Origin of the sequence: Palleronia pontilimi (assembly GCF_016412875.1) — a bacterium.
GTDB lineage: Bacteria > Pseudomonadota > Alphaproteobacteria > Rhodobacterales > Rhodobacteraceae > Palleronia > Palleronia pontilimi.
In genome coordinates, this window is sequence record NZ_JAEKPD010000009.1 from 139062 (window position 1) to 164610 (window position 25549).

A 25549-nucleotide genomic window follows, 5' to 3' on the forward strand; every position below is an offset into this window, starting at 1 on the left:
ACCCCATCAGCTAGCGCGCGGGCGCCGCCCCGTAAAGCGTCACACCAGCCACGCCAGCACCGCCGTCACGGTCGCCACCGACACGGCGGTCGAGATCAGGATCGCCGCCGACGCGCGCTGCGGGGCCACGGCATAGCTTTGCGCCAGGATGAACACGTTGCCCGCGACGGGTAGCGCGGCGGCGGCGACCATGACGCCCGCGGAGAAGGGCTCGACCGCGAAGACCCAGAAGGCCATCGCCGCCACGGCCGCCGGGTGCAGCACCAGCTTGCAGAAGGACAGCCACCCCGCGACCGACAGCCGCTCGGCGGACTTGTCGGCCAGCGACGCGCCGATAGCGAACAGCGCGCCTGGCGTCGCCGCGTTGCCCAAGATGCGCAGGAAGTCGTCGGCGGGCCCGGGAATGGGCAGCGCCAGGCCGGACCAGACCAGCCCCAGCGCGATGGACACGATCATGGGGTTCTTCAGCAGGCCCCGGGCGACCTTGCCCAGCACCGCGCCGGGCGAGCCACCCCCGCGCGACCAGGTGATCAGGATGACGATCAGCGAGCCGAACACGATCAGGTCCACCACCAGCACCTGCAACACCGGGCCCACCGCCGCGTCACCCAGAAGCTGGCCCAGCATGGGGATGCCCAGGAAGCCCACGTTGCCGATAACGGCGCATTGCGCCTCGACCGCGGTTTCGGCCATGCCGCGACCGCGCCAGATCCCCACCAGCGTCGCCAGCCCATAGATCGCCAAAGTGCCCGCCAGGTAGGCGGCCATGAAATCCACGCTCAGCACGTCGCCCAGGTCCAGCCCCGCGGTGAAGCGGAACAGCAGCGCCGACAGCGCGAAGTAGAACACGAACGCCGTCAGCGCGGCGGTCGCGCGGGCGTCGAACATGCCCGTTCGGCCCGCGCCGTAACCCAGCCCGATCAGCGCGAAGAATGGCAAGGTCTGGGCCAGCACGTCCATGGTGGCCCCTGCGCTAGCGCGGCCTATCGCGACGCGCAACCGCCCGTTGCACCTTCGAACCGTTCCGACCACGCCCCGCCCGGACTTCTTGCGCGATCCTTGTCATCACTGGTCTGCAAATACCTGACACACCGACTGCCGCCAGCGCAGCGTCGGCAAGACGCGTCCGTCGCTCTAAAAGCTCAACCCGACCCGATCAGGATGCCCGCCGCCAGCACCAGCCCACCGCCCGCCACCACCTGCAGCGCCGCGCGCACGAAGGGGGTTTCCATGTAGCGGTTCTGGATCCACGCGATGGCCCAGAGCTCGACGAAGACCACGATGCCGGCGATGGTCGTCGCGGTCCAGAAATCGGGGATCAGGTAGGGCAGCGCGTGGCCCAGCCCGCCGATCGTGGTCATGATCCCCGACGCGAATCCCCGCTTCCAGGGCGAACCGCGCCCCGAGATCGCGCCGTCGTCGCTGGCCGCCTCGGTGAAGCCCATGGAAATGCCCGCGCCCACCGACGCCGCCAGCCCCACCAGGAACGTCTGCCATGTATCGCCCGTGGCGAAGGCCGCCGCGAAGATCGGCGCCAGCGTGCTCACCGACCCGTCCATCAAACCCGCCAGACCCGGCTGCACCCAGGTCAGCACGAATTGCCGGTGGGCGTTGCGCGCCTCGCTGTCGCGCGCGTCCTCGCCCAGGTGTTCTTCGGCCAGTGTCCGGGCCAGCTCGCCGTGCCCCGCCTCGGCCGACGCCAGGTCGCCCAGCAGCGCGCGGGTCCGCGCGTCGGTGCTGCGCGCGGCGGCGCGGGTGTAGAAGGCTTCGGCGTCGTGCTCCATGCGCTCGGCCTCGTCGCGGATCCGCTCGATCCCGAGGTTGTCGATCAGCCAGACCGGGCGGCGGGCGTAGAACCCCGCCACGTGCTCGCGCCGGATCAGCGGGATCGTCGGGCCGAAGCGCGCCTCGTGCGCCTCGATCAGGCGGCGGCGGTGGCTGTCTTCCTCGACGGCCATGCCTTCGAAGACCCGCGCGCTGGCCGGGTACTCGTCGCGCAACCGCGCGGCATAGGTTCGGTAGATGCGGGCGTCGTCCTCTTCGCTGGAAATGGCCAGCGCCAGGATCTCCTGCTCGCTCAGATCGGCGAAGCGGCGGCGGTTGGACAGGGCCGGGATCATCGCAGGGCGTCCTTCATGCAAGGGGGCCGTGCCGCGACGATGCCGCCCGCGCGGCCCCGCGACAAACGAAAAATCACGCAGCGTCCCCGCGCGGCCCCGGTCGGCCCACCCTTCCAATCGGTCAGGCGGGTCGCCATCTAAGGGATGTGCTTGCCGGTGGCGTGATCCCACGCCTATGGTCGACGGAACGAAGTGGGGGGCGCGTGAACAAGCCTGCAGAGATCAAGAAGGGTCGCAAATACGACCAGGTCCTGAACGGGGCACGCCAGGTCTTCATGTCCGACGGGTTCGAAGGCGCAAGCGTCGACACGATCGCCAAATGCGCGGGCGTCAGCAAGGCGACGCTCTACAGCTACTTCGCCGACAAGCGCCTGCTCTTCATGGAAGTCGCCACCTGCGAATGCGGCAAACAGGCCGCCGCCGCCATCGACAGCCTGGACATGGACGACAAGCCCGAGCACGTTCTAAGCACCGCCGGATCGCACATGCTGCGCTTCCTTCTGTCCGAGTTCGGCCAGCGCGTCTTCCGCATCTGCGTGGCCGAAACCGACCGCTTCCCCGAGCTGGGCCAGCGGTTCTGGGACTCGGGCCCCGGCCAGGTCGAACGCACGCTCAGGCGCTATTTCGACCACGCCATCGCGCGCGGCGAGCTGAAGATCGACGACAAGTCGCTGGCCGCCCACCAATTCGCCGAGCTCTGCAAGGCCGAGCTGTTCCCGCGGCTGGTCTTCGGGATGCAGACCGAGTTCTCCGAGGCCGAGCGCGCCCGCGTGGTCAAGGGCGCGGTCGAAATGTTCATGGCCCGCTACGGAACCTGACGCGCGGGCTCAGTCCACCCGGCGCAGGTGCAGCTGGTTGCCGATCTTCTTTGTCTCGAAGCGCTTGAGGTCCTGCACCAGGTCGCTCAGCTTGCGCTTGCCATAGGTCCGCGTGTCGAAATCCGGTGTCTCGGCGGTGATGTACTGGCCCAGCTGGCCCAGCGCGTACCACTCGTCGTCCTGCTGGATCTTGTCCATGGCGCGCAGGATCAGCGGCACCGCCTCGACCGGGGCGACCTTGCCCGCGGGCGCGCGGCCGCTGTCCACGGATTTGGGCTGCACCGGCTCGTCGACGATGTTCTCGATCAGGATGAAGCGGTTGCACACGTTGCGCAGCGCCTCGGGGGCCTTCTTCTCGCCGATGCCGATGACGTCCAGCCCCTGCTCGCGGATGCGGTTGGCCAGCGCGGTGAAATCGCTGTCCGAGCTCACCAGCACGAAGCCGTCGAAACGGCCGGTATGCAGCACGTCCATGGCGTCGATGACCAGCCCGATATCGGACGCGTTCTTGCCCACGGTGTTGGCGGTCTCCTGGTGCGCCACCAGGCCCAGGTCGCGCACGGTCTTCGACCAGTTCGACAGCCGCCCCGACGACCAGTCGCCATAGACCCGGCGCAGCGCGGGCTCTCCGAACGACGTGATCTCGCGCAGGATCGGCTCGGCGAACTTTGCGGGAATGTTGTCGGCGTCGATCAGGACGGCGTAAAGCGGGCGGTCGCGGTCAGAGGTGGGCATGGGGCCTCTCAAAGGAAACGGTGCAGGATCAGCGCGTCGGTCATCCCGTGCGCGGGGTGGCGGAACGCCTGCGGCACGCGGCCCACGATGTCAAACCCGTAATCCGCCCAGATCTTCAGCGCCCGCGTGTTCGACGCCACCACGAAGTTGAACTGCATCGCCGCGAAACCGCGCTCCCGAGCCCGATCCAGCGCATGTTCCAGCATCGCCCGCGCCACGCCCTTGCCGCCCCCGCCCGGCGCGGTCACGAAGGCCGCGTTGCACACGTGGTCGCCGCCGCCCGCCTGGTTGGCGCGCAAATAGCACGTGCCCAAACCATCGCCCGCCATCCACACCTCGTGCGCCGCATCGCACCAATAGGCCAGCGCCGCCGCGCGCCCCATGTCGCGCGGCAGGCAATAGGTCTCGCCCGCCCGCAGCATCGGCTCCAGGATCGCCCAGAGCGCATCCGCATGATCCTCCGCGTATCGCTCCAGCTTCATCTTTTCCCAAGTATCCCGGGGGAGTCCGAAGGACGGGGGCAGAGCCCCCCGCCGCCCTCAGAACTCGACGACGGCCCGGATCGATTTGCCCGCATGCATCAGCTCGAACCCCTCGTTGATGTCGTCGAGGCTCAGCTTGTGGGTGATCATCGGGTCGATGTCGATCTTGCCCTGCATGTACCAATCCACGATCTTCGGCACGTCCGTGCGGCCCCGCGCCCCGCCGAAGGCCGATCCGCGCCAGCTGCGCCCCGTAACCAGCTGGAACGGCCGGGTGGAAATCTCCTGCCCCGCGCCCGCCACGCCGATGATGATGCTCTCGCCCCAGCCCTTGTGCGCGCATTCCAGCGCCTGGCGCATGACGTTGACGTTGCCGATGCACTCGAAGCTGTAATCGGCACCGCCCCCGGTCAGCTCGACCAGGTGCGCCACCAGGTCGCCCTCGACCTTCTTCGGGTTCACGAAATGGGTCATGCCGAACTGCTCGGCGAAGCTCTTCTTGTCCTCGTTCAGATCGACGCCCACGATCATGTCGGCGCCCACCAGCCGCAGCCCCTGGATCACGTTCAGACCGATGCCGCCCAGCCCGAACACCACGCAATTGCTGCCCGGCTCGACCTTGGCGGTGTTGATGACGGCGCCCACGCCCGTGGTCACGCCGCAGCCGATATAGCAGATCTTGTCGAAGGGCGCGTCGCGGCGCACCTTCGCCAGGCTGATCTCGGGCAGCACGGTGTGGTTGGCGAAGGTCGAGCAGCCCATGTAGTGGTGGATCATCGTCCCGTCGGGCATCGAAAAGCGCGAGGTGCCGTCGGGCATCACGCCCTTGCCTTGCGTCGCGCGCACCTTCTGGCACAGGTTCGTCTTGGGGTTCAGGCAGTATTCGCATTCCCGGCACTCTGCGGTGTATAGCGGGATCACGTGGTCGCCCACTTCCAGCGACGTCACGCCCTCGCCCACCTCGACCACGACGCCCGCGCCCTCGTGGCCCAGGATCGCGGGGAACAGGCCTTCAGGGTCATCGCCCGAGCGGGTGAATTCGTCGGTGTGGCAGATGCCGGTGGCCTTGATCTCGACCAGCACCTCGCCCTTGCGGGGGCCTTCCAGGTTGACCTCCATCATTTCCAGCGGTTTTCCGGCCTCGACGGCGACGGCGGCACGAGTCTTCATGGCAAATCTCCTTGCAAGCGGTGTCGCGCCGATCCTCAGACCCCGGCGCACGAATTGCAATGGCAAGCTGGCGGCGGGCCGGATTTCGCCCTACACCAAGCCGATGACAATACGCCTTCCCGCCCTGATCGCCCTGCTCGGGGCCCTTGCCGCCCCCGCCACGGCGCAAGAGGCGCGATTCGACATCCGCCTTGCGGGCGCGACCCTCGGCCAGATCGCCGTCGGCCGCGCGGGCGACAGCGCGACGCTGACCACCGTCATGGACAACACCCCGCTGGGCGTGGGCGATGGCCGTTTCGATGCGACGTTCACGAACGGCGCCTATCGCAGCCTGAGCGTGTCGTCGGATGAAAGCCGCAGGATCGACATCGACTTCGCGGGCGACCGCGTCGCGAATGTCGCCATCGTGCCCCCATCGGAAGCGACGGACGCGTCGGTCCCGGCCGCCGTGCCCGCGGGCGTCCTGGATCCCGCGCGCGGCTTCGCGCGGGTGGCGCTGGCCCCGGATTGCGTGGGCGCGTTCCGGATCTACGACGGGCGGCGGGTCGTGACGGTGTCGCTGGGCGCGCGCAGGCTCGGCGCAGAGAGCATCGATTGCATCTACGATTACCGCGTGACCGGCGGGCCCGGACACCTGTCGCCCTTCCGCTTTCGCAAGGTGTCGATGGTGGCCCGCTACGCGGTGACGAACGGCACGCAAGGGCCGCTTCAGGACATTGCGCTCGGGGCCGGGCCGTTTACGGTGCGCCTGATCCGCCGCTGACCCCCGAAAAGGACCCCCCATGCGCACAGCCCTGATCCTGCCGTTCCTTGCCCTGGCCGCCTGCCAGACCAGCCCCGCCGACGCCCCGTCGGCAAGCCCGGTCGTGGCCCCCGCCGCTTGTGGCGCGGACCGCTACCAATCCTTCGTGGGCGGCCCGGTCGCGGCGGCGCAACAGGCGGCGGGCCAGTCGATCACGCGGGTCTATGCCCAGGGAGATCCCGTCACGATGGACCTGATCCCCGAGCGGATCAATTTCGTCACCGATGGCAACGGCACGGTCGTGCAGATCGCCTGCGGCTGAACCGCATCGCGCGGGCCGGTGGCAGACGCCTTCCTTCCGTCCTCAGGCGTCCCACCACCCGACCCGCGAGCGCGCGGGCCGGGCAGCGGCGGGCCAGAGCATCACGACGTCCGCGCCGCGGCTCAGCCCATGGCGGGCTCGGTCTTTGCGAAATCGGGATCCGCGCTCAGCCGCTCCCACCAGGCGCGCAGGCCGCCGATATCCAGCAGTTCGTCCTTGTGCGGCGTCATGTTGGTGTAGAACAGGATCGGCCCCAGGTAGTAATCGGCCAGCGACACCGACCCGCCCGCCAGCCAGTCGTCGCCCGCCCGGATCTCGTCGATCAGGGTCAGCACCTTCTTGGCCTCGTCCAGCGTCTTGTGATGCTGCTCTTCGCTGGGATTGCCGATGAATTCGGGCATGATGTGATAGAACGCCGTGCCCACCAGCGCGTCGTAGCCGTAGGAACCGACGATCGACATGACCTCGTTCATGCGCGCCCGGTCCCAGGCGGATTCGGGGATCGCCGACGGTCCGCCCCGGCTTTGCTCGACATAGAAGACGATCGCGGTCGTCTCGAGGATGCGGTGGCCGTCGATATCCAGCACCGGCACCTTGCCGAACGGGTGGCGCTTCAGGTGCTCGTCCTGGTGCGTCTCGCCTTCGAGCACGTTGACCTGGACCTGGTCGTAATCCACGCCCTTGCGGTTCAGGATGGTCTTGGCGGTGCGGACATAGGTCGATCCGTCGAAGCCATAAAGTGTCGTGTCGGCCATGGGGCTCTCCTTCATTTGCGTTGCGCAACAGGTAGGCCACGGGGCCGATCTGGCGACTCGACTCGGGGGGGCGCGTGCCATATTAAAAAGAACGTAAAGTGAACATCTGCTGTCACAGGTGCCATGCCCCATCGTCGAATCCTGTCGCTCTGGTTTCCGCGCCTGGGCGCCGAACGCCTGCTGCGGCTGGAACGCCCGGTCGAGGACGCGCCCTTCGCCGTCGTGGCCGACCGGGGCCAGATGCAGGTGCTGTCGTCGCTGAACCGCGCGGCGTCGGCCGCCGGGCTGCGCCGCGACCAGCCGCTGGCCGACGCACAGGCCATGTGCCCCGGTCTGATCACGCGCTGGCAGAACGCCCGCGCGGAAGAGGCGTTCTTGCTGGTGCTGCGCCGCTGGGCGGGGAAATTCTCGCCCTGGGTGTCCACGCAGCCGCCCGCGTCGCTGATCGTGGACCTCACGGGCTGCGCGCATCTGTTCGGCGGCGAGGCGGAGCTGCTGGACCAGGTGCGCCAGGATTGCGACGACCTGCAGTTGACGGTGCTGTCCGGCATCGCCGACACGGTGGGCGCGGCCTGGGCGCTGGCGCGCTACGCGGGCCGCGCGGCGACATCGGACCGGACCGGCGACGCCATCGACCAGGAAGCCTATGCCACCCGATCGCGCGCCGCGAAACGGCGCAACTGGGAACGCGGCGGCCCCGCGCCCGCGCAATTCCAGACGCCGCCCGACGCCGCGCGCATCGCGGCGCCCGGCAAGACCTACCAGGCCATCGCGCCGCTGCCCGTGGCCGCGTTGCGCCTGCCCGCGGACCAGGTCGCCGAACTGGGGCGGCTGGGCCTGCGCCGCATCAAGGACCTGGCCGACCAGCCCCGCGCGGGGCTGGCGCGGCGCTTCGGGCGCCCGCTGGTGCAGCGGCTGGACCAGGCCATCGGGGCCGAGCCCGAGCCGGTGTCGCCCGCCGCCCCCGAGATCAGCTTCGCCATGCGCCTGACCCTGCCCGAGCCGATCGGGCTGGAATCGGACGTGCTGGCCGCCATCGACCGGCTGCTGATCCCGCTGTCGGACAAGTTGCGCAGCAATGGACGCGGCGCGCGCCGGGTGCGGCTGGAATGCCACCGCACCGACGGGACCATGGGCTTTGCCGAGGTCGGGCTGGCGCGGCCGTCATCCGATCCGGACCGCATCCGGCCCCTGGTGGCGATGAAGGTGGGCGACATCGACGCAGGCTTCGGCATCGACATGGTGCGGCTGGTGGCCAACCAGACCGAACCGGTGAGCCAGGGCCATCGCGGCCACATGGCCGCCGCCGACGCCGCCCGCGCGCGGCAGGCGGACCCGGCACCGCTGGATGACCTGGTGGGACGGCTGGGCGCGCGCGTGGGGCTCGAGGCGCTGACCCGCCACCACCCCGCCGACACCCATATCCCCGAGAAATCCGCCCGCGTCATGGCCGCCGCCTGGTCCGAGCCCGCCACCCACTGGCCCGCAGCGCCCACGCCGCGCCCGGTGTTCCTGTGGCCGTCCGAGCCGGTGAACGCGCCCGCCACGCCCGTCCTGGCCGCGTCGTTCCGGTGGCGCGGGCGCGACCTGCGGGTGGCCACGCGCGAAGGGCCGGAACGGATCGCACCGGAATGGTGGTTCGACGATCCCGAATGGCGCTCGGGCCTGCGGGACTACTGGCGCGTCGGCTGCGCGTCGGGCGATTGTCTGTGGATGTATTACGCCCACGGCGCCGATATCTCGCCCGGCTGGTATTGCCAGGGCAGTTTCGGCTGATGCTGGGCTGGGGTTGATCCCCGATGCCGCGCGCTGGTGGGGGCAATGTTGGCGCGACATCGGGGTCTAGCGGTTTCTCGCTATGAAGACCTTATGGCGGTGCCGCGTGGCTGTCGTGCGGCACCGCATAAACTTTTCAGCGGTCTTTTCGTGGCAGGAACGTGGCGCTTGCCAAACCCCGCCCGCGCGCCCAGTCTAGCGCCATGAACGCACCCACGCCCTTTCCCGGACGCCCCGATCCGGACGACCGGATCACCTTCGACCGCACGGAACTGGGCCTGATCCTGACGCTTTACGGACGCATGGTCGCGGCGGGCGAATGGCGCGATTACGGGATGTCGTTCCTGAAGGAAGTGGCGATCTTCTCGGTCTTTCGGCGCACCGCCGAGCATCCCGTCTATCGCATCGAGAAGCGCCCCCGCCTGCGCGCGCGGCAGGGCCAATACGCGGTGATCGGGATGGACGGCCAGATCTTGAAGCGCGGGCAGGACCTGCGGGCCGTGCTGCGCGTGCTCGAGCGCAAACTGATCCGCGCGGTGGGCGACTGAGCGGGCGACGGACGGGGGCTCTGCCCCCGCGCAGCAAGCTGCGTCCCCCGGGATATTTCCAAGAACAAAGAAGGATCAGGCGCCCGGAAGGCGGCGGCGCGCGGTGACCGGTCCATCGCCTTGCCCGGCGATGCGCGCGATGGCGTCGGCGATGGGCTCGTAGGCGGTGGCCATGTGGTGGGCATTGGCGTGGACCAGCACGGCGCCGTCGACCGCCATCGCCACGTGGCCCTTCCAGAAGTAGAGGTCGCCGCGCAGCACCGGGCTGTCGAGCGCGATCGCGTCGCCCACGACGCCTTCCTGCAGGTCGCTGTCGCCCGGACAGGGATGGCCGCAGGCCAGCAGCGCCGCCTGCACCAGCCCCGAGCAATCGATCCCGTCCGCGCTGTTGCCGCCCCAAAGATAGGGCACCCCGAAGAACAGCTGCGCCACGCTGGCGGGATCGGTGAAGGGCTTGTTCGCGGGCCGCAGATGCGGGCGCGGGACGTGGCTGCCGTCGTCGAGCTCGAAAAACCGCTCGGACGCGGCGACCACCCGCAGGCGGGCCCCGAAGGACAGCCGCGCGAGGGCGGGCATCTTGATGTCGGGCATCGGATAGAGATGCGAGGCGGGCACGCCCACGATATGGGTGATCGCGACCGGATCGCCCAGATCGCTTTCGCGCACGTATCCCACGTAGCCGTCCCGGTCGGCGCGGATGAAGGCCATGCCGCCGCGCCGCTCGTAGATCCGGACCGCTTCGCCGCGGAGCAATTGCCGGTCGCGCGCGGTGGCGTCGGGGGTCGTCCAGATGTCGGTGAGCGGTGCTGTCACCGCGGCGGGCGTGCCGTCGGTGAAGGTCATCGCCTCGACCATGCCTTTCAGATGCGCCGCCGCCACGCGCCCGTTGGCCGGTGTCAGACGCCGGTCGCTCATAGCTTCAGCACCTGTGGCAGCGCCGCGAGCAACGCCCGTGCCCCCTGCCCGACGCCGCCCTTCGGACGCGCCGGAGCGGCGGTGGGCTGCCAGCCATAGATGTCGAAATGCACGTAGCGCGCCGCGCCTTCGGTGAACCGGCGCAGGAACAGCGCGGCGGTGATCGCGCCCGCGAAGCCGCCTTTCGGGGCATTGTCGAGATCGGCGATGCCCGGCTCGATCATCGGCTCGTAGGGCTCCCAGAAGGGTAGGCGCCAGACCGGGTCGCGCACGCGGCGCGCGCCTGAATAAAGCGCGTCGGCCAGCGGATCGTCGTCGCAGAAGAAGGGCGCGAGATCGGGGCCGACGGCGACCCGCGCCGCCCCGGTCAGGGTGGCCATGGACACCATCAGGTCGGGCGCGTCTTCGGCGCCGAAGGCAAGCGCGTCGGCCAGCACCAGCCGCCCTTCGGCGTCGGTATTGTTGATTTCGACCGACAGGCCCTTGCGCGAGGGCAGGATATCCCCGGGCCGGAACGCGTCGCTGCCCACCGCGTTCTCGACGGCCGGGATCAGCACCCGCAGGCGCAAGGACAAACCGAGCGCCATGATCATGTGGGCCAGGCCCAGGACCGTCGCCGCACCGCCCATGTCCTTCTTCATCAGGCCCATGGACGATCCGGGCTTCAGGTTCAGCCCGCCCGTGTCGAAGCAGACGCCCTTGCCGACCAGCGTCAGGGTCGGCCCGGCACCGCCCCAGCGCAGGTCGATCAGTCGCGGTGCGCGATGCGGTGCGGCGGCGCGTCCGACCGTGTGGATCAGCGGGAAGTTCCGGTCCAGCAGCGCATCCGACCCGATCACGTCGATGGCGGCGCCGTGCCGGTCGGCCAGGTCGCGGGCCGCCTGCTCCAACTCGGCCGGGCCCATGTCGTTGGCCGGCGTGTTGATCAGGTCGCGGGTCAGCGCCTCGCCGTTGGCGATCGCCAGGACCCTTGCGCGGTCGCAGCTGCTCGGCGGGACAAGGCGGGTGTTCGGCGCCTGCGCCTCGGCGTAGCGGTCGAAGACATGGCCCGCCAGCAGCCAGCCCAGCGCGGCCTCGTTCGCGGCATCGGTGTCGAACTCGGTCAGAAGGCGCCAGTTGCCCTGGGGCAGCGCGGCGCGCGCCTGGGCCAGAAGAAAGCGGTGTCGTCCGTGCTTGTCGGGATCGCCCAGGCCCACCAGCGCACCGGCCAGGGTGCCATCCAGTGCCGGAATCGTCAGGACCCGTCCGGCCTGCGCCGTGAAGCCCGCATCTTTCACCCAATCGCGGGTCACGCTGTCCTGCTCTTTCATCCACGCGTCCAGCCCCGAAGGGTCGAGCATGTGGATCGGACGCGCCGAAGCATCGTCGGGCGCGAAGCCGCTGGACAGGTCTTGCATGGCGATGGCGGCTCCGCTGGAACAGGGTCGCGGCCAATTTATCCCGCCACGCCGGACGCGCAAGGCGGGCGTGATCGGAACCGTCGGCTAGAAGCAGCTGTCGCGCTGTTCCCAGACCGAGCTGAGCGCGGCGTCGCCCAGCCGCATCAGCCGCGCGATGTTGGCGGCCAGCGCCACGTCGTCGCCCTGCGTCGACAGCACCGATACGGCCTGGCCAACGCGGAAGGCGCGGTTCAGGCCCAGGTGGCGGGCCTGCTCCGCGGCGTCACGGGCCGCCTGGGCCACGACCCGCAGCTTGCGCGCGCGATAGGCGACCGCGATTCGGCTGAGCGTTTCGGCCCATTCCTCCATCGCGGTGTCCATTTCGGTCGCGACGATATCGGCCTCGTCCCCGGTGCGGTCGTTGACCGCCAGCAGTCTTTCCAAATCGCGGCTCATGCGCTCGCGCGGCATCAACATGACGACGTCACCCATCGGACACTCCCTTCATCCCCGGATCGAAGGTGCCACGATGCGGCTAACAAAGCGTCAAGTCGGACCGTCGATGGGGGGTCGAAATACCGCCAGTTTCAGATATTCAGGTGACAGTCGGATAACCAAGGTGGCCCCCATGATCCCAGCGAAACCGCTTCCGTCCTTCCTGACCCAACGGTTCGAGGGCTGGAAGGCGACGACCTTCGCCGAAAACAAGCACTGGTACAAACGCCTGGCCGTGGAAGGCCAGCGCCCGCGCGTCATGGTGATCTCGTGCTGCGACAGCCGGGTGCACGTGACGTCGATCTTCGGCGCCGAGCAGGGCGAGTTCTTCATCCACCGCAACATCGCCAGCCTTGTGCCGCCCTATCAGCCCGACGGCGAACAGCACGGAACGTCGGCGGCGGTGGAATACGCGGTCACGGCGCTGCAGATCACGAACCTTATCATCATGGGCCATTCGCGCTGCGGCGGCGTGCGCGGCTGCTACGACATGTGCTCGGGCAACGCGCCGGAATTGGAAGAGAAGTCCAGCTTCGTGGGGCGCTGGATGGACCTGCTGCGCCCGGGCTTCGAGGCGCTGGAAGACGGCGACGAGGCGACGCGCGTCGACGCGCTGGAAAAGGAAGCGGTGAAGGTGTCGCTGCGCAACCTGATGACCTTCCCCTTCGTCGCCGAGCGGGTCGATGACGGCCGTCTCAGCCTGCACGGGCTGTGGAACGACATCGCGGAAGGCGAATTGCACGGCTACAACGCGGCAAACGACCGGTTCGTGAAGGTCTGAAGTCTTCGGACGCGGCGATCCGTGGCCCACCCCTGACCCACGGATCGCCGCACCCGGTGCCCGGTCGCATCCCCATGCGACGGCTGACAAGAACCACGCGTCCCCACGCGCCGCGTTCTTGTCCATGATCCGGGCAGGTCGGCCTTCCCCAAGGCCGACCCTTTCCGGATATGCCGCGCGCCACTTGGGGCAGCGCGCGTCTGGTGCTTCGCCTTGGCGCGGCTCAGGCGGCGCGGCGCACGATGGCGCGTCCGCGGGCGCCGGACTGGCTGGGCAGGTTCGCCAGCATTTCCAGGACCGAGCCGCGGGCGCTGGGCTGCGCGTCGCCTTCGGGATCGAAGAACACATTGGCGCGCAGGCCTTGCGTGACCCGCAATGCGGCGGCGCGACGGTGACGGGCTTTTTCGATGAGTGTCATTTTCAGGCTCCTTTGCTTTTCGTGGTTCAGGCGGCCAAGGGCGGCAGCGCGCTCAGCTCTGCGGCCAGCAACGTCTCGATCTCGCGCCGCTCGACCTTGCGGGACCTGTCTGTCCCACCGCTCAGTTGCGTGTCGCTGTCGATCCGGCGCTTCAGGCCAGCGTTGAAAATCATCTGCATCATTTGGTTCACCCCTCTCCAAGGCGATGCTCGAAGATACGAACACCGTTGGGACCAAGTTTCACCACAAACAGGTTTTCACGGGATTTCCGAATTTTGCACGATTGAAAACGTTCGCGTTAACCATACTAAAATACGGATAAATAACGAACTTTAAAAATTTCGAGATCCGGAAAATTTATCTCAAATTTTTCGGATCACCCTGTGTTCCCCGACGTTAACCGCGTGGAAATCACGACCTGCCGAAATCTTTACCGCGCGCTAACCGATATGAGCCGGTGCGCGCCGCGCGCGATTCGCCCGGGGCCAAGAAAAAACGCGCCCGACGGAATCGGACGCGCTAAATCTGCCGAAGATCGTGGCGTCAGCCCTTCTTCAGGACCTCGCGGCCCAGCAGTTCCGCGATCTGCACCGCGTTCAGCGCAGCACCCTTGCGCAGGTTGTCGCTGACGCACCACAGGTTCAGGCCGTTGTCGATGGTGCTGTCCTGGCGGATGCGGCTGATATAGGTGGCGAAATCGCCCACGCATTCGATCGGCGTGACGTAGCCGCCGTCCTCGCGCTTGTCGACGACCATGATGCCGGGGGCTTCGCGCAGGATGTCGCGGGCCTCGTCCTCGTCCAGGTGATCCTCGAACTCGATATTGATCGCCTCGCAATGGCCGACGAAGACCGGCACCCGCACGCAGGTCGCCGTGACCTTGATCTTGGGGTCGACGATCTTCTTGGTCTCGACGACCATCTTCCATTCTTCCTTGGTCTCGCCGCTATCCATGAACACGTCGATATGCGGGATCACGTTGAAGGCGATCTGCTTGGTGAACTGGCGCGGCGGCTTGCTGTCGGTGGGGTTGTAGATCGACTTGGTCTGGTCCCACAGCTCGTCGATGCCGTCCTTCCCTGCACCGCTGACCGACTGGTAGGTGCTGACCACCACGCGCTTGATCGTGGCGCGATCGTGCAGCGGCTTCAGCGCCACCACCATCTGCGCGGTCGAGCAGTTCGGGTTGGCGATAATGTTCTTCTTGTCGTAGCCGTGGATCGCCTGCGGGTTCACCTCGGGCACGATCAGCGGCACGTCGTTGTCATAACGATAGAGCGAGCTGTTATCTATCACCACGCAGCCCGCCTTGGCGGCGCGCGGCGCGTGCACCTTCGTCGCCTCCGAGCCGATGGCGAACAGCGCGATATCCCAGCCCGCGAAGTCGAACTGCTCGAGATCCTTGGTCTTCAGGGTCTTGTCGCCGAAGCTGATCTCGGTCCCCTGCGACTTGCGCGACGCCAGCGCCACGATCTCGTTCACGGGAAACTGGCGCTCGTCCAGGATGTTCAGCATTTCGCGGCCCACATTGCCCGTGGCACCGACGATGGCGATCCGATAGCCCATAACGACCCTCTTTGCGATAAGACGGACCCCCTTAGACCAATTGCTGCAAGGGCGAAAGTCCCGGCGATGGACAAATCCGCGCGCGCGGCTATCCTTCACCAAATCAACAGGAGAGCTTCCGCATGTATTTCATCGTTCTGATCATCCTCATCGCGCTGCTGGCCCTGGCGGTCTTCAACTACATGGCCTCGGGCAACTAAGCCGGACGGATGCCGAACCACGGCCCCGGCAAAGGCGAGCTGGTTTTCCGGCTCGCCTTTTCGCTGGTCGGACTGGGTGTGCTGGTCGTCGCACTGCTCGTGCGCGGTATCCCCGCGGGCCCCGCCTTCTTCGAGGTGATCGTGCTCGCGGGCGGCTTTTTCGGCGCGTCGGCGATCTGGACCCTGCTCAGGCTGAAGAGCCGAGATTGAGCGCCACGCGCCCGCGCGGCGTCAGCGCGAATGCGTCGCGCCCCTCGATCGCGACCGGCACCAGCGGGTTGCCATAACCCGCCCCGGCATCGGTGTTCAGCCGGTTGCCGTAATGCTGCGGAAAATCCAGCGCGGTGTGGCCATGCACCACCAGCGGTCCGTGATCGCGCGGATCGTCCAGCCAGCCGTCCCGGATCCACAGCAGATCGTCCTCGTCCTGGTCTTCCAGCGCGACGCCGGGCCGAAGGCCCGCATGGACGAACAGCAGCCCCTCTTCGCGGTGCCACAGTGGCCGCTGCGCCAGGAACTGCTTGTGGGCCTGCGGCACGGCCTCGCGCGCGCGCATGACGAGCTCCTCGCGGTCCAGCGGAGATCCTGCCACGTCGTAGGATGCCAGCGTCTCGACCCCGCCATTGGCGGCTTGCAGGAACGCCGCGCCCTCGCCGCCCAGCCCGTAGCTGCCCAGCGTCGACGGTCCGCCCAGCCGCTTGTTCATCCACGACAGCCCCGACTTGATGCGGCTGTCGTTCTCGCGCCCCTCGGTCAGGAAGCGCAGGAACATCCGGTCGTGGTTGCCCTGGATCGCGATCCAGTTGCGCCGCGCGGTCAGCCCTTCGATCAGCCGGTCCAGCACGCCGCGGCTGTCGGGGCCGCGGTCGGTATAGTCGCCCATGAACACGATCCGGGCGTCCGGCCCGCCATCGGCCTCGATCAGGCCCAGCGCCCGGTCCAGCTCGTCGGCATAGCCGTGGATATCTCCTACCGCATAGATCGTCATAGCCCGGATCCTTCAATGAAACGGGGGGCGACACAAGCGCCGCCCCCCATCTTTGTTCTTCCAAATATCCCGGTGCGACACCCGCAGGCGCGCGCGACGGCGGCGTTACTCGACCGCGAATTGCAGGGGCCGGATCGACTGGAACAAGCCGGTCGCGTGCAACTTGTCCAGCACCGGCTGCGGCGGCTGCTCGTCGAGGTAAAGCAAAGCGATGGCGTCCTTGCCCCGCTCGGCCCGGCCCAGGGTGAAGTTGGCGATGTTCACGCCGTTCTCGCCCATGGTCTGGCCCAGTGCGCCGATGATGCCCGCGCGGTCCTCGTTGGTGGTATAAAGCATGTGCGCCCCCACCTCGGCGTCGATGTTGATGCCCTTGATCTGGATGAAGCGCGGCTTGCCGTCCGAAAACACCGTGCCCGCGATGGACCGGGTGCGATCGGGCGTCTTCACCGTCAGCTTGATATAGGCCTCGAACACGCCGGTCTGGTCCTGCGTGGTCGTGGACACGTCGATGCCGCGATCCTTGGCCAGAAGCGGCGCGCTGACCATGTTCACGTCCGGGTTCACCGACCGCATCAGTCCCGCGATGGCCGCCGTGTTCAGCGCGGCGGTGTTCATCCCGGCCACCGCACCGTCGTAGAGCAGGTTGATCTCGTCGATGCCCTCTTCCGTCAGCTGGCCGCAGAACGCGCCCAAGTGCTCGGCCAGCTTCAGCCACGGGCCCATGACCTTGGCTTCCTCGGCGGTGACGGAGGGCATGTTCAGGGCGTTGGTCACGGCGCCCGTCAGCAGGTAGTCCGACATCTGCTCGGCCACTTGCAGCGCCACGTTTTCCTGCGCCTCGGTCGTGGCCGCCCCCAGGTGCGGGGTGACCACCACGTTGGGCAGGTTGAAGAGCGGCGAGTTCGTCGCGGGCTCTTCCGCGAACACGTCGAAGGCGGCACCGGCGACGCGGCCGTCCTTCAGCGCCTCGGCCAGCGCCTCTTCGTCCACCAGCCCGCCGCGCGCGCAGTTGATGATGCGCACGCCCGGCTTCAGCTTGGCGATGGCCTCGCGGCTCAGGATGTTGCGGGTCTTGTCGGTCAGCGGGACGTGGAAGGTGATGAAGTCCGACTTGGCCAGAAGCTCGTCCAGCTCGACCTTGCGCACGCCCAGGTGGTCGGCGCGTTCTTCGTTCAGGAAGGGATCGTAGGCGATGACCTTCATGCGCAGCCCGTGCGCGCGGTCGATGACGATCGAGCCGATATTGCCCGCGCCGACGACGCCCAGCGTCTTGCCGGTGACCTCCACGCCCATGAAGCGCGACTTTTCCCACTTGCCCGCATGGGTGCTGGCATTGGCCTCGGGGATCTGGCGGGCGACGGCGAACATCATGGCGATGGCGTGCTCGGCGGTGGTGATCGAGTTGCCGAAGGGCGTGTTCATGACGATCACGCCCTTCTTGGACGCGGCGGCGATGTCGACATTGTCGACCCCGATCCCGGCGCGGCCGATCACCTTCAGGTTGGTGGCCTGTTCCAGCAGTTTGGCGGTGGCCTTGGTGGCCGAGCGGATGGCAAGCCCGTCATACTGGCCGATCACCTCGGCCAGCTTGTCCTTGTCCTTGCCAAGGGACGGCTCGAAATCCACGTCGATCCCGCGGTCGCGGAAGATCTGCACGGCGGTTTCACTCAGTTTGTCGGATACAAGTACTTTGGGGGCCATGATCGGCACTCCTGTCTGAAATCGGGGGAACGCACCCCGGACGTGCTCCGGGGTCGCGCGGGGATGGGAATGCCCCGGATCTGCGTCCGGGGCGCAGGGTCGGCTCAGGCGGCGCGGGCCTGCGCAAGCTCGGCGTGATAGGCCCAGTCGATCCAGGGCATCAGCGCGGCCAGGTCGTCGGCTTCGACCGTGCCGCCGCACCAGATCCGCAAACCGGCGGGCGCGTCGCGGTAGCTGCCGATATCGAAGGCCACCCCTTCTGCTTCCAGCCGCTTGGCCACCGCCTTGGCGAAGGCGGCATCACCGGCCACGGCGGGGTCGGTGAAGTGCAGGCAGACCGACGTGTTCGACCGCAGCTCGTCCGATACCGCCAGGTTGGCGATCCAGTCGCGCGCGGCGACGAAATCCCACACGACCTGCGCGTTGCGGTCCGCGCGGTCCATCAGGCCGCGCAGCCCGCCGACCGAGCGGGCCCAGGCCAGCGCCTGCAGGTAATCCTCGACGCACAGCATCGACGGCGTGTTAATCGTCTCGCCCCGGAAGATGCCCTCGATCAGCTTGCCGCCCTTGGTCAGGCGGAAGATCTTCGGCAGCGGCCAGGCGGGGGTGTAGGATTCGAGCCGTTCGACGGCGCGGGGGCTCAGGATCAGCATCCCGTGCGCGGCCTCGCCACCCAGCACCTTCTGCCAGCTGAACGTCACCACGTCGAGCTTGTCCCACGGCAGCGGCTGCGCGAAGGCGGCGCTGGTCGCGTCGCACAGGGTCAGGCCCGCACGTTCGGCGGGGATCATGTCGCCATGGGGCATCTTCACGCCGCTGGTGGTGCCGTTCCAGGTGAAGCACACGTCGCGGTCGTAATCGAGCGACGCCATGTCCACGATCTCGCCGTAAGGCGCCTCATGCACGCGAGCGTCGAACTTCAGCTGCTTCACCGCGTCCGTGACCCAACCCGCGCCGAAGGATTCCCACGCGACCATCTCGCAGGGGCGCTCGCCCAGCATGGTCCACATGGCCATCTCGTAGGCGCCGGTGTCGGACGCGGGCACGATGCCGATGCGGTAATCGTCGGGCACGCCCAGGATCTCGCGCGTCTCGTCGATGGCCTGGGCCAGCTTGGACTTGCCGATGGCGGCCCGGTGCGACCGGCCAAGCGGCGCGTCGGACAGGTTCGTCAGATCGAAAACGGGGGGCTTGGCACAGGGGCCAGAAGAAAAACGCGGATTTGCCGGCCGCGTGGCCGGAAGCGGGGTGCTCATGCTGGTATCCTTGCAGATATGTGCCCTTCGTTGGGGAAGGGTGTCCCGCCGCCGCACTTAGGGCCGCGTGCGGGTCTAGGCAAGCGGAATCTGGGACGCCCACATTGTGTTTGCGGCCGCATCCGGTCTATTCCGCGCGCGTCGCCCGGAAAGGACCGCCATGCTCGTCGTCACCCTGATCTCGCCCGCCCTCGATCCCGCCTTCGCCGACGCGCTGCGCAACGCCTGGGGCGGCGGCGACGCCCAGTGGCTGGCCCCGGATCGCGCGGTCGAATTCGCGGTCACCGCGCGCCCCGACAACCTGTGGGAGGTCTGGGCCGAGGCGCAGAAGATGCAGACCGACCTGGTGCTGCAACCCGCCGAGGGGCGGCGCAAATCCGTCCTTCTGGCCGACATGGACAGCACCATGATCGGCCAGGAATGCATCGACGAGCTCGCCGACATGGCGGGCGTGGGCGAACGGGTGTCCGACATCACGGCGCGCGCGATGAACGGCGAGCTGGATTTCGAAGGCGCGCTGCGCGAACGCGTGGGCCTTCTGGCAGGGCTCGACGCGGACGTGATCGACCGGGTCTGGCGCGAACGCATCACCCTGACGCCGGGCGGCGACGTGCTGCTTGCGACGATGAAGGCCCATGGCGGCTACACCGCGCTGGTATCGGGCGGCTTCACCGCCTTCACGACGCGGGTGGCCGAGCGGCTGGGATTCGACATGCACCGCGCCAACGAGCTGCCGCAGGAGGGGGGCAAGATCACCGGCGCGGTGGCCGAGCCGATCCTGGGGCGCGAGGCGAAGGTACAGGCGCTGAAAGATATCTGCGCGACCCGCGGGCTGACCCCCGACGACGTGATGGCGGTGGGCGACGGGGCAAACGACCTGGGCATGTTGCAACTGGCGGGCGCGGGTGTCGCGCTGCACGCCAAGCCGTCGGTCGCGGCACAGGTCGAGCGGCGGATCAACCACGGCGACCTGACGGCGCTGCTGTACCTGCAAGGCTATGCCGAGGACGAGTTCGTCCGCTAGGCACGTTTTCCTCGAGGAAAACGGACCGGAATTCTCGAGAATTCCGTGCCTAGCTGGGAAAGCCCGGCGCGGGCCTCATCCGTCCGACCTGGGCCCCCGCGCGGTTGACGATGGGCGTGTCGAGCATCGTTTGCGCCGTCGGATGCGCGCGGTCCAGCACGCCCAGCTCCGCCAGGATTGCCGCCACCGCCTGTGCCGCCGCCCGGTCCGCGCCATCGACGATCTTCACCGCGACGCCCAGCCGCTTTTCGGGCAGGATCGCGACGAAGACGCCCTCGGCCCCGCTTTTGGCGGCGACGCGCCCGTCCATGGCGCGCATCAGGTCCGTGGCCGGGTCCGCCTCGCCGCCCACCAGGTCGGGATGCAGGCACATGGCGTCGCGCAACGCGGCCATCGCGGTACCGCGCGCTCCCTGCCCGTCGCGCGCCGCCGCGAAGGCCGCCATGGCGCGGCCAAGGCCGGTCACGGTCGTCGCAAAATTCGGCGCCGCGCAGCCGTCGAAGCCGAAGGCGGGGCTGTCGATGCCCGTCAACTCGTCCTGCGCCGCGTGGATGGCGCGTTGCACCGGGTGATCGGGCTGCACGTAGTCGCGCCCCGCCTTAAGGTGCTGCGTGTAGGCCAGGAAGCCCACGTGCTTGCCCGAGCACTGGTTGTGGACCTGGCGCGGCGCGACGCCGTCGCGGATCATCCGGTGGCGCGTCTCGCGGTCGCGGCTGGCTTCGGTGCCGCACAAAAGGTCACCGTCGCCCAGTTCCAACGCGTCCAGCCACGCCTGCACCTTGGCGACATGCTTGGCGGCACCCCGATGCGACGAGCAGGCCAGCGCCAGCCGGTCGGTGGACAGGGGCAACCCCGCCTCGACCATCGGCAGCGCCTGGATCATCTTCACCGACGAGCGCGGGAAGATCACGGCATCCGCATCCCCCCAGGCCCGCACGACCTGGCCCCGCGCGTCGCACACCACCGCGTGCCCGGCATGGACCGATTCGCACAAGGGGCCGCGCCAAAGCTCGACCATGGGCTGTGGACCTGGCATCGGATCTATCCCTTCAACTCTGAGCGATTTATTGCCGCAGGGGCTTTCGTGTGTCGGCGATTTGCCGTTAAGGTCGCACCGCTTTAGACAGAAGAAACCGGGCTTGTCACGCGCTCCGAAGACGGGTGCTGCCAGGTCCGGCACAGAGGCAGTTGATGGCTGGAGGCCGATAGAGACATGAAAGCGATCGTGACAGGACTTATCGCGGGGGCGGCATTCGCGTTCGGCGCGGCAGCCCAGGATGAAAGCACCAACCGCGTCGCCGTAGAAACGGCCTGGAGCGTGTTCGTCGAAGAAGATCCCAAGGAATGCTGGTCGGTCAGCAGCCCCACCCAGACCGTCAACACCCGCGGCGGACAGGTCGTTTCGGTGCGTCGCGGCGATATCCTGCTGTTCGTGACCTTCCGGCCCGGATCGGGCTCCAACGGCGAAGTGTCGTTCACTGGCGGCTATCCGTTCGCCGACGGCTCGACCGTCGACCTGGACATCGGCGGCACCGTCTTCAACCTGTTCGTGGACGGCGAATGGGCCTGGCCCGCCTCGGCCGCGGACGATGCCAGGATCGTGGCCGCCATGAAGCGCGGCGCGGACGCATCGCTGACCGCGCGCTCGGCCCGCGGGACCCAGACGAAGGACACGTTTTCGCTGTTCGGCTTCACCGCCGCGCTGGACGAGGCGGCAAGCCGCTGCGAGTGATCCCGTCACTTCCGTGACACGCAAGGGCGGCCATCTGGGTCGCCTTTTTTGCGGGCCCCTGCCGACACGGCCGCCCGCGCCGCGCTTGCGGCGATCGCGCACAGCAAATAGCGCGGGGCTTTATCGATCGGCCAAGATAGCCTATATCGCGCGTGTTCCGACAAGAAGGTGACCCAGATGACCGCCGCCCCCGACGCGCCGATCACCCAAGACGTTCTGACCCTGCCGCGCAAGCCGGACGAGGGCGGGCCGATCAACCTGGTCGGCCTCACGCGCGACGCGTTGCGCGAGGCGCTGATCGCGGCGGGCACCCCCGACAAGCAGGCGAAGATGCGCGCCGGTCAGATCTGGCAGTGGATCTACCAGAAGGGCGTACGCGATTTCGACGCCATGACGAACCTGGCCAAACCCTATCGCGCCCTGCTGGCCGAGCACTTCACCATCGCCGTGCCCGAGATCGTGCGCCGCGAGGTGTCCACCGACGGCACCCGCAAGTACCTGCTGCGCATCGCGGGCGGGCACGAGGTCGAAGCGGTGTACATCCCCGAGGAAGGCCGCGGCACCTTATGCGTGAGCTCCCAGGTGGGCTGCACGCTGACCTGTTCTTTCTGCCACACCGGCACCCAGCGGCTGGTGCGCAACCTGACGGCGGGCGAGATCGTGGGCCAGATCATGGTCGCCCGCGACGACCTGGGCGAATGGGTGCCCAGCGGCACCGGCAGCGACGCGGCCCCGCGCCTTTTGTCGAACATCGTGCTGATGGGCATGGGCGAGCCGCTTTACAATTTCGAGAACGTCCGCGACGCCATGAAGATCGCCATGGACGGCGAAGGCATTTCGCTGTCGCGTCGGCGGATTACGCTTTCGACCAGCGGCGTGGTGCCGGAAATCCACCGCACCGCCGCCGAGATCGGCTGCCTGCTGGCGGTATCCTTCCACGCCACCACGGACGAGGTACGCGACCGGCTGGTGCCGATCAACAAGCGCTGGAACATCGCGGCCCTGCTGGACGCGCTGCGCGACTATCCCAAGGCCAGCAATTCCGAGCGGATCACGTTTGAATACGTGATGCTGAAGGGCGTGAACGACAGCGACGATGACGCGCGGCGGCTGGTCAAGCTGATCGAGGGCATCCCGGCCAAGATCAACCTGATCCCGTTCAACGAATGGCCCGGTGCGCCCTACGAGCGGTCGTCGGGCAACCGCATCCGCGCCTTCGCCGACATCATCTACAAGGCGGGCTACGCGTCGCCCATCCGCACCCCGCGGGGCGAGGACATCATGGCCGCCTGCGGCCAGCTGAAATCCGACACCGAACGCGCCCGCAAGTCCAAGCGCCAGATCGAGGCCGAGGCCAGGCTCTGATCCGCGGTTACCCTTCCCGCGCGCGCGTGGCAGGCCGGACGACATAGGTATTTGAAGACCAGTGATGCAAGGAGCGCGGTCGCGGGACGGCGGTGTGTCGCCACGTGTGATCCTGCGCGGGAACGGATCGGTGGCCCGGACGTAGATCAGGCGAGTGCAGCGAAAGGGCCCACGCGATGAGCAAGCATTACAGCGAAGGCGACAAGGTGGAATGGGATTGGGGCAACGGCACCGCCACGGCCACCGTGAAGCAGAAATACACCCAGAAGCGGACGCTGAAGATCGACGGCAACGAGGTCACGCGCGACGCGGACGAGGACAACCCCGCCTACCGGCTGGAACAGGACGACGGCAGCGAAGTGCTGAAATCCCATTCCGAGCTGCGCAAGGCCTGACGTCGCGCGCCTAGCGACCCGGGATCGACGCGCGTTTCGATCCGGTCGTGTCCCAGCCGTCGATCACCTCGACCGCTTCTTGCGCCGTCTCCACGAAGCGGAACAGCGCCAGATCCTCGTCCGCGATGGTGCCCGCCCGGGCAAGTGCATCGAAATTGATCACGCCGTCCCAGAAGTCGCGGCCGAAAAGGAGCACCGGGATCGGCTGCATCCGGCCCGTCTGGATCAGCGTCAGCGTCTCGAAGAGCTCGTCCATGGTGCCGAAGCCGCCGGGAAAGACGCACATGGCCTTCGCGCGCATCAGGAAATGCATCTTGCGGATGGCGAAATAGTGGAAGTTGAAGCACAGGCCCGGCGTCACGTATTCGTTGGGCGCCTGTTCATGCGGCAGCACGATGTTCAGCCCGATGGAATGCCCGCCCGCATCCACCGCGCCGCGATTGCCCGCCTCCATCACGCCGGGGCCGCCGCCGGTCGCCACCACGTGCTGTCGGCCGTACGTCTCCATGCTGCGCAGGGTCATCAGCCGGGCGAATTCGCGGGCCTCGGCGTAGTATTTCGACAGGCCCGCCAGGGTCTCGGTGCGCGCGTTGCCCTTGTGCTCGGGCGCGGGAATGCGGGCCCCGCCGAACATCACCACGGTGGATTCGATGTTCTGCTCGGTCAGCACCATTTCGGCCTTGAGCAGCTCCAGCTGCAGGCGCACCGGGCGCAGCGCGTCGCGGCACAGGAAGTCGTCGTCGGCGAAGGCCAGCCGGTAGGCGGGCGCGCGGGTCTGCGGCGTGTCGGGGATGTCGCGGGCGGTCTCGATATCCTCGTGCGCACCGCGAAACGGCGATTGGCGGTCGTCTTTCATGGATGGCTCCTTTGTCGCGCGCGACCATGGCGCGGGCGGCGCGGATAGACCAGCCTTTCAGTCCAATCGCACGTCGACCGCGACGGGATAGTGATCGGTCGGCCATTCCCCGTCGAACCGGCGGCGCAGCACGACCGGATCCGACACCAGCGTCACGTCGTCGGTGAAGGCGATATGGTCGATGGCGCGGAACAGGTTCAGACCGCGGTCGAAGTGATAGGTCGCCCCCCGCACCGGCGCGAAGGTCAAACCTGCGTTTTCCACGATCTCGAGCGTCCGGTCGCCCAGCCGCGCGTTCAGATCCCCGGTCAGGAACACGGTGTCGCCCGCCGCCACGCGCGGGGCGATCCGCCGGGCGATCAGCTCGGCCGAAAGCAGCCTGTTCTGGCGGCTGGCGTAATCGGTATGGGCGTTGACGACGGTGAAGACCGCGCCGTCGCGCTTGTCGCGGAACTGCCCCCAGCTGGCAAAAGCGGGATACGAGCCGTTGAAGGTCCGCGAATACAGCTGGTCCGGGGTTTCCGAGAAGAAGAACCACCCCTGGTCCAGCGGCTCGAGCCGGTCGCGGCGATAGAGCATGGGCTGGGTCGACGGGAACTCGGTCCAGTCGCCCGACACGTGCAGCCCGTAGCCGGGGTTGCGGTCCAGCAGCCAGTCGCGCGCCAGGTTGACCGACCCGTCGCTGCCGCTTCGGAAGCTTTCCATTTCCTGGAAGGCCACCAGATCCGCGTCGAGCGCCTTGAACGCCTGGTCGAGCGGGCCCTTGCGCCGCTCCCAGTCGCCCACGGACCAGGGCCCGGTCTGATCCGCCAGCACGATGTAATGGACGTTATAGGTGGCGATCCGCAGCGCAGAGCCGTCGCGGGCGCGCAGCTCCTGCTTGCCGGACAGGCGCAGGTTCTGGCATCCCACGACCAGCGCCGCCAGAAGTGCCATCAGCAGGGCGGTCTTGCTCACCAGTTTCACCATCTCTTTCCCTGTCGCCATCCGCCCCTTATAGAACGGCGCAA

The 25549-nt window shown here is 67.8% G+C and carries 29 protein-coding genes; 11 read left to right on the plus strand and 18 right to left on the minus strand.

Annotated elements, in window-relative coordinates; genetic code table 11:
* Positions 1-39 precede the first annotated feature (39 nt).
* Together ILP92_RS10940 and mbfA are read right to left on the minus strand one after the other, a co-directional pair.
* Positions 40-960, minus strand: coding sequence for an AEC family transporter (locus ILP92_RS10940; RefSeq protein ID WP_198916435.1), 921 nt, complete (start codon positions 958-960; stop codon positions 40-42).
* 182 nt (positions 961-1142) lie between these two features.
* Positions 1143-2120 carry an iron exporter MbfA gene (gene mbfA / locus ILP92_RS10945; RefSeq protein ID WP_198916436.1) on the minus strand — a complete coding sequence of 326 codons (978 nt, stop codon included), beginning with the start codon at positions 2118-2120 and terminating at the stop codon, positions 1143-1145.
* 203 nt (positions 2121-2323) lie between these two features.
* Between mbfA and ILP92_RS10950 the strand changes: the two genes are divergently transcribed.
* A complete protein-coding gene (locus tag ILP92_RS10950; protein ID WP_368667868.1) occupies positions 2324-2938 on the plus strand; it encodes a TetR/AcrR family transcriptional regulator in 615 nt (204 codons plus the stop codon).
* Between the two features lie 9 nt (positions 2939-2947).
* On the opposite strand, the gene ILP92_RS10955 is transcribed toward ILP92_RS10950, so the two are convergent.
* Genes ILP92_RS10955 through ILP92_RS10965 form a run of 3 tightly spaced genes read right to left on the minus strand, consistent with a single transcriptional unit; the run spans position 2948 to position 5325 of the window.
* Complete coding sequence (locus ILP92_RS10955) at positions 2948-3673, minus strand: NYN domain-containing protein (protein ID WP_198916437.1); 726 nt, start codon at positions 3671-3673, stop codon at positions 2948-2950.
* An 8-nt stretch (positions 3674-3681) separates the two neighbouring features.
* Positions 3682-4155: a GNAT family N-acetyltransferase gene (locus ILP92_RS10960; protein ID WP_198916438.1), complete on the minus strand. Its 474-nt coding sequence runs from the start codon at positions 4153-4155 to the stop codon at positions 3682-3684.
* Between the two features lie 57 nt (positions 4156-4212).
* Complete coding sequence (locus ILP92_RS10965) at positions 4213-5325, minus strand: S-(hydroxymethyl)glutathione dehydrogenase/class III alcohol dehydrogenase (RefSeq protein WP_198916439.1); 1113 nt, start codon at positions 5323-5325, stop codon at positions 4213-4215.
* Between ILP92_RS10965 and ILP92_RS10970 the strand changes: the two genes are divergently transcribed.
* Both ILP92_RS10970 and ILP92_RS10975 read left to right on the plus strand, forming a co-directional pair.
* A complete protein-coding gene (locus ILP92_RS10970) occupies positions 5324-6088 on the plus strand; it encodes a DUF3108 domain-containing protein (protein ID WP_198916440.1) in 765 nt (254 codons plus the stop codon). The genes ILP92_RS10965 and ILP92_RS10970 overlap by 2 nt on opposite strands.
* Positions 6089-6107: 19 nt before the next feature.
* Positions 6108-6389 (plus strand): I78 family peptidase inhibitor, encoded by a 282-nt coding sequence (locus tag ILP92_RS10975; protein WP_198916441.1) that lies wholly within the window; start codon positions 6108-6110, stop codon positions 6387-6389.
* 122 nt (positions 6390-6511) lie between these two features.
* Here the strand turns inward: ILP92_RS10975 and ILP92_RS10980 are convergent, their stop codons facing one another.
* A complete protein-coding gene (locus ILP92_RS10980; protein WP_235971338.1) occupies positions 6512-7144 on the minus strand; it encodes a glutathione S-transferase family protein in 633 nt (210 codons plus the stop codon).
* A gap of 123 nt (positions 7145-7267) precedes the next feature.
* Between ILP92_RS10980 and ILP92_RS10985 the strand changes: the two genes are divergently transcribed.
* Positions 7268-8920, plus strand: coding sequence for a Y-family DNA polymerase (locus tag ILP92_RS10985; RefSeq protein ID WP_198916443.1), 1653 nt, complete (start codon positions 7268-7270; stop codon positions 8918-8920).
* A 203-nt stretch (positions 8921-9123) separates the two neighbouring features.
* Positions 9124-9468: a DUF2794 domain-containing protein gene (locus tag ILP92_RS10990; protein WP_198916444.1), complete on the plus strand. Its 345-nt coding sequence runs from the start codon at positions 9124-9126 to the stop codon at positions 9466-9468.
* 75 nt (positions 9469-9543) lie between these two features.
* On the opposite strand, the gene ILP92_RS10995 is transcribed toward ILP92_RS10990, so the two are convergent.
* The 3 genes from ILP92_RS10995 to ILP92_RS11005 all read right to left on the minus strand — a co-directional run bounded on the left by ILP92_RS10995 (position 9544) and on the right by ILP92_RS11005 (position 12254).
* Positions 9544-10383 carry a C40 family peptidase gene (locus tag ILP92_RS10995; protein WP_198916445.1) on the minus strand — a complete coding sequence of 280 codons (840 nt, stop codon included), beginning with the start codon at positions 10381-10383 and terminating at the stop codon, positions 9544-9546.
* Positions 10380-11771 (minus strand): leucyl aminopeptidase family protein, encoded by a 1392-nt coding sequence (locus ILP92_RS11000; protein ID WP_438361553.1) that lies wholly within the window; start codon positions 11769-11771, stop codon positions 10380-10382. Before ILP92_RS11000 ends, ILP92_RS10995 begins: the two co-directional genes overlap by 4 nt.
* A 96-nt stretch (positions 11772-11867) precedes the next feature.
* Complete coding sequence (locus ILP92_RS11005) at positions 11868-12254, minus strand: hypothetical protein (protein WP_198916447.1); 387 nt, start codon at positions 12252-12254, stop codon at positions 11868-11870.
* Between the two features lie 136 nt (positions 12255-12390).
* Here ILP92_RS11005 and ILP92_RS11010 point away from each other — a divergent pair, with 136 nt between their 5' ends.
* Positions 12391-13038, plus strand: a complete 648-nt coding sequence (locus ILP92_RS11010; protein ID WP_198916448.1) for a carbonic anhydrase — start codon at positions 12391-12393, stop codon at positions 13036-13038.
* A 223-nt stretch (positions 13039-13261) separates the two neighbouring features.
* Here the strand turns inward: ILP92_RS11010 and ILP92_RS11015 are convergent, their stop codons facing one another.
* The 3 genes from ILP92_RS11015 to ILP92_RS11025 all read right to left on the minus strand — a co-directional run bounded on the left by ILP92_RS11015 (position 13262) and on the right by ILP92_RS11025 (position 15022).
* Complete coding sequence (locus ILP92_RS11015; RefSeq protein WP_198916449.1) at positions 13262-13456, minus strand: hypothetical protein; 195 nt, start codon at positions 13454-13456, stop codon at positions 13262-13264.
* A 26-nt stretch (positions 13457-13482) separates the two neighbouring features.
* Complete coding sequence (locus tag ILP92_RS11020; RefSeq protein WP_198916450.1) at positions 13483-13638, minus strand: hypothetical protein; 156 nt, start codon at positions 13636-13638, stop codon at positions 13483-13485.
* Between the two features lie 361 nt (positions 13639-13999).
* Positions 14000-15022 (minus strand): aspartate-semialdehyde dehydrogenase, encoded by a 1023-nt coding sequence (locus tag ILP92_RS11025; protein WP_198916451.1) that lies wholly within the window; start codon positions 15020-15022, stop codon positions 14000-14002.
* Positions 15023-15231: 209 nt separating this feature from the next.
* On the opposite strand from ILP92_RS11025, the gene ILP92_RS11030 reads away from it, so the two are divergent.
* Entirely contained in the window at positions 15232-15432 is a 201-nt protein-coding gene (locus ILP92_RS11030; protein WP_198916452.1) for a hypothetical protein, read from the plus strand.
* Here the strand turns inward: ILP92_RS11030 and ILP92_RS11035 are convergent.
* The 3 genes from ILP92_RS11035 to ILP92_RS11045 all read right to left on the minus strand — a co-directional run bounded on the left by ILP92_RS11035 (position 15410) and on the right by ILP92_RS11045 (position 19167).
* A complete protein-coding gene (locus ILP92_RS11035; RefSeq protein ID WP_198916453.1) occupies positions 15410-16210 on the minus strand; it encodes a metallophosphoesterase in 801 nt (266 codons plus the stop codon). The two genes, ILP92_RS11030 and ILP92_RS11035, sit on opposite strands and share 23 nt — an antisense overlap.
* Before the next feature lie 105 nt (positions 16211-16315).
* Entirely contained in the window at positions 16316-17911 is a 1596-nt protein-coding gene (serA, locus tag ILP92_RS11040) for a phosphoglycerate dehydrogenase (protein ID WP_198916454.1), read from the minus strand.
* Positions 17912-18015: 104 nt separating this feature from the next.
* The gene (locus ILP92_RS11045) at positions 18016-19167 is read right to left on the minus strand and encodes a phosphoserine transaminase (RefSeq protein WP_198916455.1); all 1152 of its coding nucleotides are present in this window, start codon (positions 19165-19167) and stop codon (positions 18016-18018) included.
* A 160-nt stretch (positions 19168-19327) separates the two neighbouring features.
* Between ILP92_RS11045 and serB the strand changes: the two genes are divergently transcribed.
* Complete coding sequence (gene serB / locus ILP92_RS11050; RefSeq protein ID WP_198916456.1) at positions 19328-20191, plus strand: phosphoserine phosphatase SerB; 864 nt, start codon at positions 19328-19330, stop codon at positions 20189-20191.
* A 49-nt stretch (positions 20192-20240) separates the two neighbouring features.
* On the opposite strand, the gene ILP92_RS11055 is transcribed toward serB, so the two are convergent.
* Entirely contained in the window at positions 20241-21227 is a 987-nt protein-coding gene (locus ILP92_RS11055) for an asparaginase (protein ID WP_198916457.1), read from the minus strand.
* A gap of 177 nt (positions 21228-21404) precedes the next feature.
* Here ILP92_RS11055 and ILP92_RS11060 point away from each other — a divergent pair, with 177 nt between their 5' ends.
* The 3 genes from ILP92_RS11060 to ILP92_RS11070 all read left to right on the plus strand — a co-directional run bounded on the left by ILP92_RS11060 (position 21405) and on the right by ILP92_RS11070 (position 23683).
* Positions 21405-21923: an invasion associated locus B family protein gene (locus ILP92_RS11060; protein WP_198916458.1), complete on the plus strand. Its 519-nt coding sequence runs from the start codon at positions 21405-21407 to the stop codon at positions 21921-21923.
* 177 nt (positions 21924-22100) lie between these two features.
* Entirely contained in the window at positions 22101-23288 is a 1188-nt protein-coding gene (rlmN, locus tag ILP92_RS11065; RefSeq protein ID WP_198916459.1) for a dual-specificity RNA methyltransferase RlmN, read from the plus strand.
* A gap of 176 nt (positions 23289-23464) precedes the next feature.
* Positions 23465-23683: a hypervirulence associated TUDOR domain-containing protein gene (locus ILP92_RS11070; RefSeq protein ID WP_198916460.1), complete on the plus strand. Its 219-nt coding sequence runs from the start codon at positions 23465-23467 to the stop codon at positions 23681-23683.
* A 10-nt stretch (positions 23684-23693) separates the two neighbouring features.
* Here the strand turns inward: ILP92_RS11070 and ILP92_RS11075 are convergent, their stop codons facing one another.
* Both ILP92_RS11075 and ILP92_RS11080 read right to left on the minus strand, forming a co-directional pair.
* Positions 23694-24539, minus strand: a complete 846-nt coding sequence (locus ILP92_RS11075) for an LOG family protein (protein WP_198916461.1) — start codon at positions 24537-24539, stop codon at positions 23694-23696.
* A gap of 57 nt (positions 24540-24596) precedes the next feature.
* The gene (locus ILP92_RS11080; protein ID WP_368667869.1) at positions 24597-25496 is read right to left on the minus strand and encodes an endonuclease/exonuclease/phosphatase family protein; all 900 of its coding nucleotides are present in this window, start codon (positions 25494-25496) and stop codon (positions 24597-24599) included.
* Positions 25497-25549: the final 53 nt, after the last annotated feature.

What these genes read in the sequence shown, in the direction of transcription:
- ILP92_RS10940 (WP_198916435.1), bottom strand. Translation starts at nt 960, where the DNA reads ATGGACGTGCTGGCCCAGACCTTGCCATTCTTCGCGCTGATCGGGCTG.
- mbfA (WP_198916436.1), bottom strand. Translation starts at nt 2,120, where the DNA reads ATGATCCCGGCCCTGTCCAACCGCCGCCGCTTCGCCGATCTGAGCGAG.
- ILP92_RS10955 (WP_198916437.1), bottom strand. Translation starts at nt 3,673, where the DNA reads ATGCCCACCTCTGACCGCGACCGCCCGCTTTACGCCGTCCTGATCGAC.
- ILP92_RS10960 (WP_198916438.1), bottom strand. Translation starts at nt 4,155, where the DNA reads ATGAAGCTGGAGCGATACGCGGAGGATCATGCGGATGCGCTCTGGGCG.
- ILP92_RS10970 (WP_198916440.1), top strand. Translation starts at nt 5,324, where the DNA reads ATGGCAAATCTCCTTGCAAGCGGTGTCGCGCCGATCCTCAGACCCCGG.
- ILP92_RS10965 (WP_198916439.1), bottom strand. Translation starts at nt 5,325, where the DNA reads ATGAAGACTCGTGCCGCCGTCGCCGTCGAGGCCGGAAAACCGCTGGAA.
- ILP92_RS10975 (WP_198916441.1), top strand. Translation starts at nt 6,108, where the DNA reads ATGCGCACAGCCCTGATCCTGCCGTTCCTTGCCCTGGCCGCCTGCCAG.
- ILP92_RS10980 (WP_235971338.1), bottom strand. Translation starts at nt 7,144, where the DNA reads ATGGCCGACACGACACTTTATGGCTTCGACGGATCGACCTATGTCCGC.
- ILP92_RS10985 (WP_198916443.1), top strand. Translation starts at nt 7,268, where the DNA reads ATGCCCCATCGTCGAATCCTGTCGCTCTGGTTTCCGCGCCTGGGCGCC.
- ILP92_RS10990 (WP_198916444.1), top strand. Translation starts at nt 9,124, where the DNA reads ATGAACGCACCCACGCCCTTTCCCGGACGCCCCGATCCGGACGACCGG.
- ILP92_RS10995 (WP_198916445.1), bottom strand. Translation starts at nt 10,383, where the DNA reads ATGAGCGACCGGCGTCTGACACCGGCCAACGGGCGCGTGGCGGCGGCG.
- ILP92_RS11005 (WP_198916447.1), bottom strand. Translation starts at nt 12,254, where the DNA reads ATGGGTGACGTCGTCATGTTGATGCCGCGCGAGCGCATGAGCCGCGAT.
- ILP92_RS11010 (WP_198916448.1), top strand. Translation starts at nt 12,391, where the DNA reads ATGATCCCAGCGAAACCGCTTCCGTCCTTCCTGACCCAACGGTTCGAG.
- ILP92_RS11015 (WP_198916449.1), bottom strand. Translation starts at nt 13,456, where the DNA reads ATGACACTCATCGAAAAAGCCCGTCACCGTCGCGCCGCCGCATTGCGG.
- ILP92_RS11020 (WP_198916450.1), bottom strand. Translation starts at nt 13,638, where the DNA reads ATGATGCAGATGATTTTCAACGCTGGCCTGAAGCGCCGGATCGACAGC.
- ILP92_RS11025 (WP_198916451.1), bottom strand. Translation starts at nt 15,022, where the DNA reads ATGGGCTATCGGATCGCCATCGTCGGTGCCACGGGCAATGTGGGCCGC.
- ILP92_RS11030 (WP_198916452.1), top strand. Translation starts at nt 15,232, where the DNA reads ATGCCGAACCACGGCCCCGGCAAAGGCGAGCTGGTTTTCCGGCTCGCC.
- ILP92_RS11035 (WP_198916453.1), bottom strand. Translation starts at nt 16,210, where the DNA reads ATGACGATCTATGCGGTAGGAGATATCCACGGCTATGCCGACGAGCTG.
- serA (WP_198916454.1), bottom strand. Translation starts at nt 17,911, where the DNA reads ATGGCCCCCAAAGTACTTGTATCCGACAAACTGAGTGAAACCGCCGTG.
- ILP92_RS11045 (WP_198916455.1), bottom strand. Translation starts at nt 19,167, where the DNA reads ATGAGCACCCCGCTTCCGGCCACGCGGCCGGCAAATCCGCGTTTTTCT.
- serB (WP_198916456.1), top strand. Translation starts at nt 19,328, where the DNA reads ATGCTCGTCGTCACCCTGATCTCGCCCGCCCTCGATCCCGCCTTCGCC.
- ILP92_RS11055 (WP_198916457.1), bottom strand. Translation starts at nt 21,227, where the DNA reads ATGCCAGGTCCACAGCCCATGGTCGAGCTTTGGCGCGGCCCCTTGTGC.
- ILP92_RS11060 (WP_198916458.1), top strand. Translation starts at nt 21,405, where the DNA reads ATGAAAGCGATCGTGACAGGACTTATCGCGGGGGCGGCATTCGCGTTC.
- rlmN (WP_198916459.1), top strand. Translation starts at nt 22,101, where the DNA reads ATGACCGCCGCCCCCGACGCGCCGATCACCCAAGACGTTCTGACCCTG.
- ILP92_RS11070 (WP_198916460.1), top strand. Translation starts at nt 23,465, where the DNA reads ATGAGCAAGCATTACAGCGAAGGCGACAAGGTGGAATGGGATTGGGGC.
- ILP92_RS11075 (WP_198916461.1), bottom strand. Translation starts at nt 24,539, where the DNA reads ATGAAAGACGACCGCCAATCGCCGTTTCGCGGTGCGCACGAGGATATC.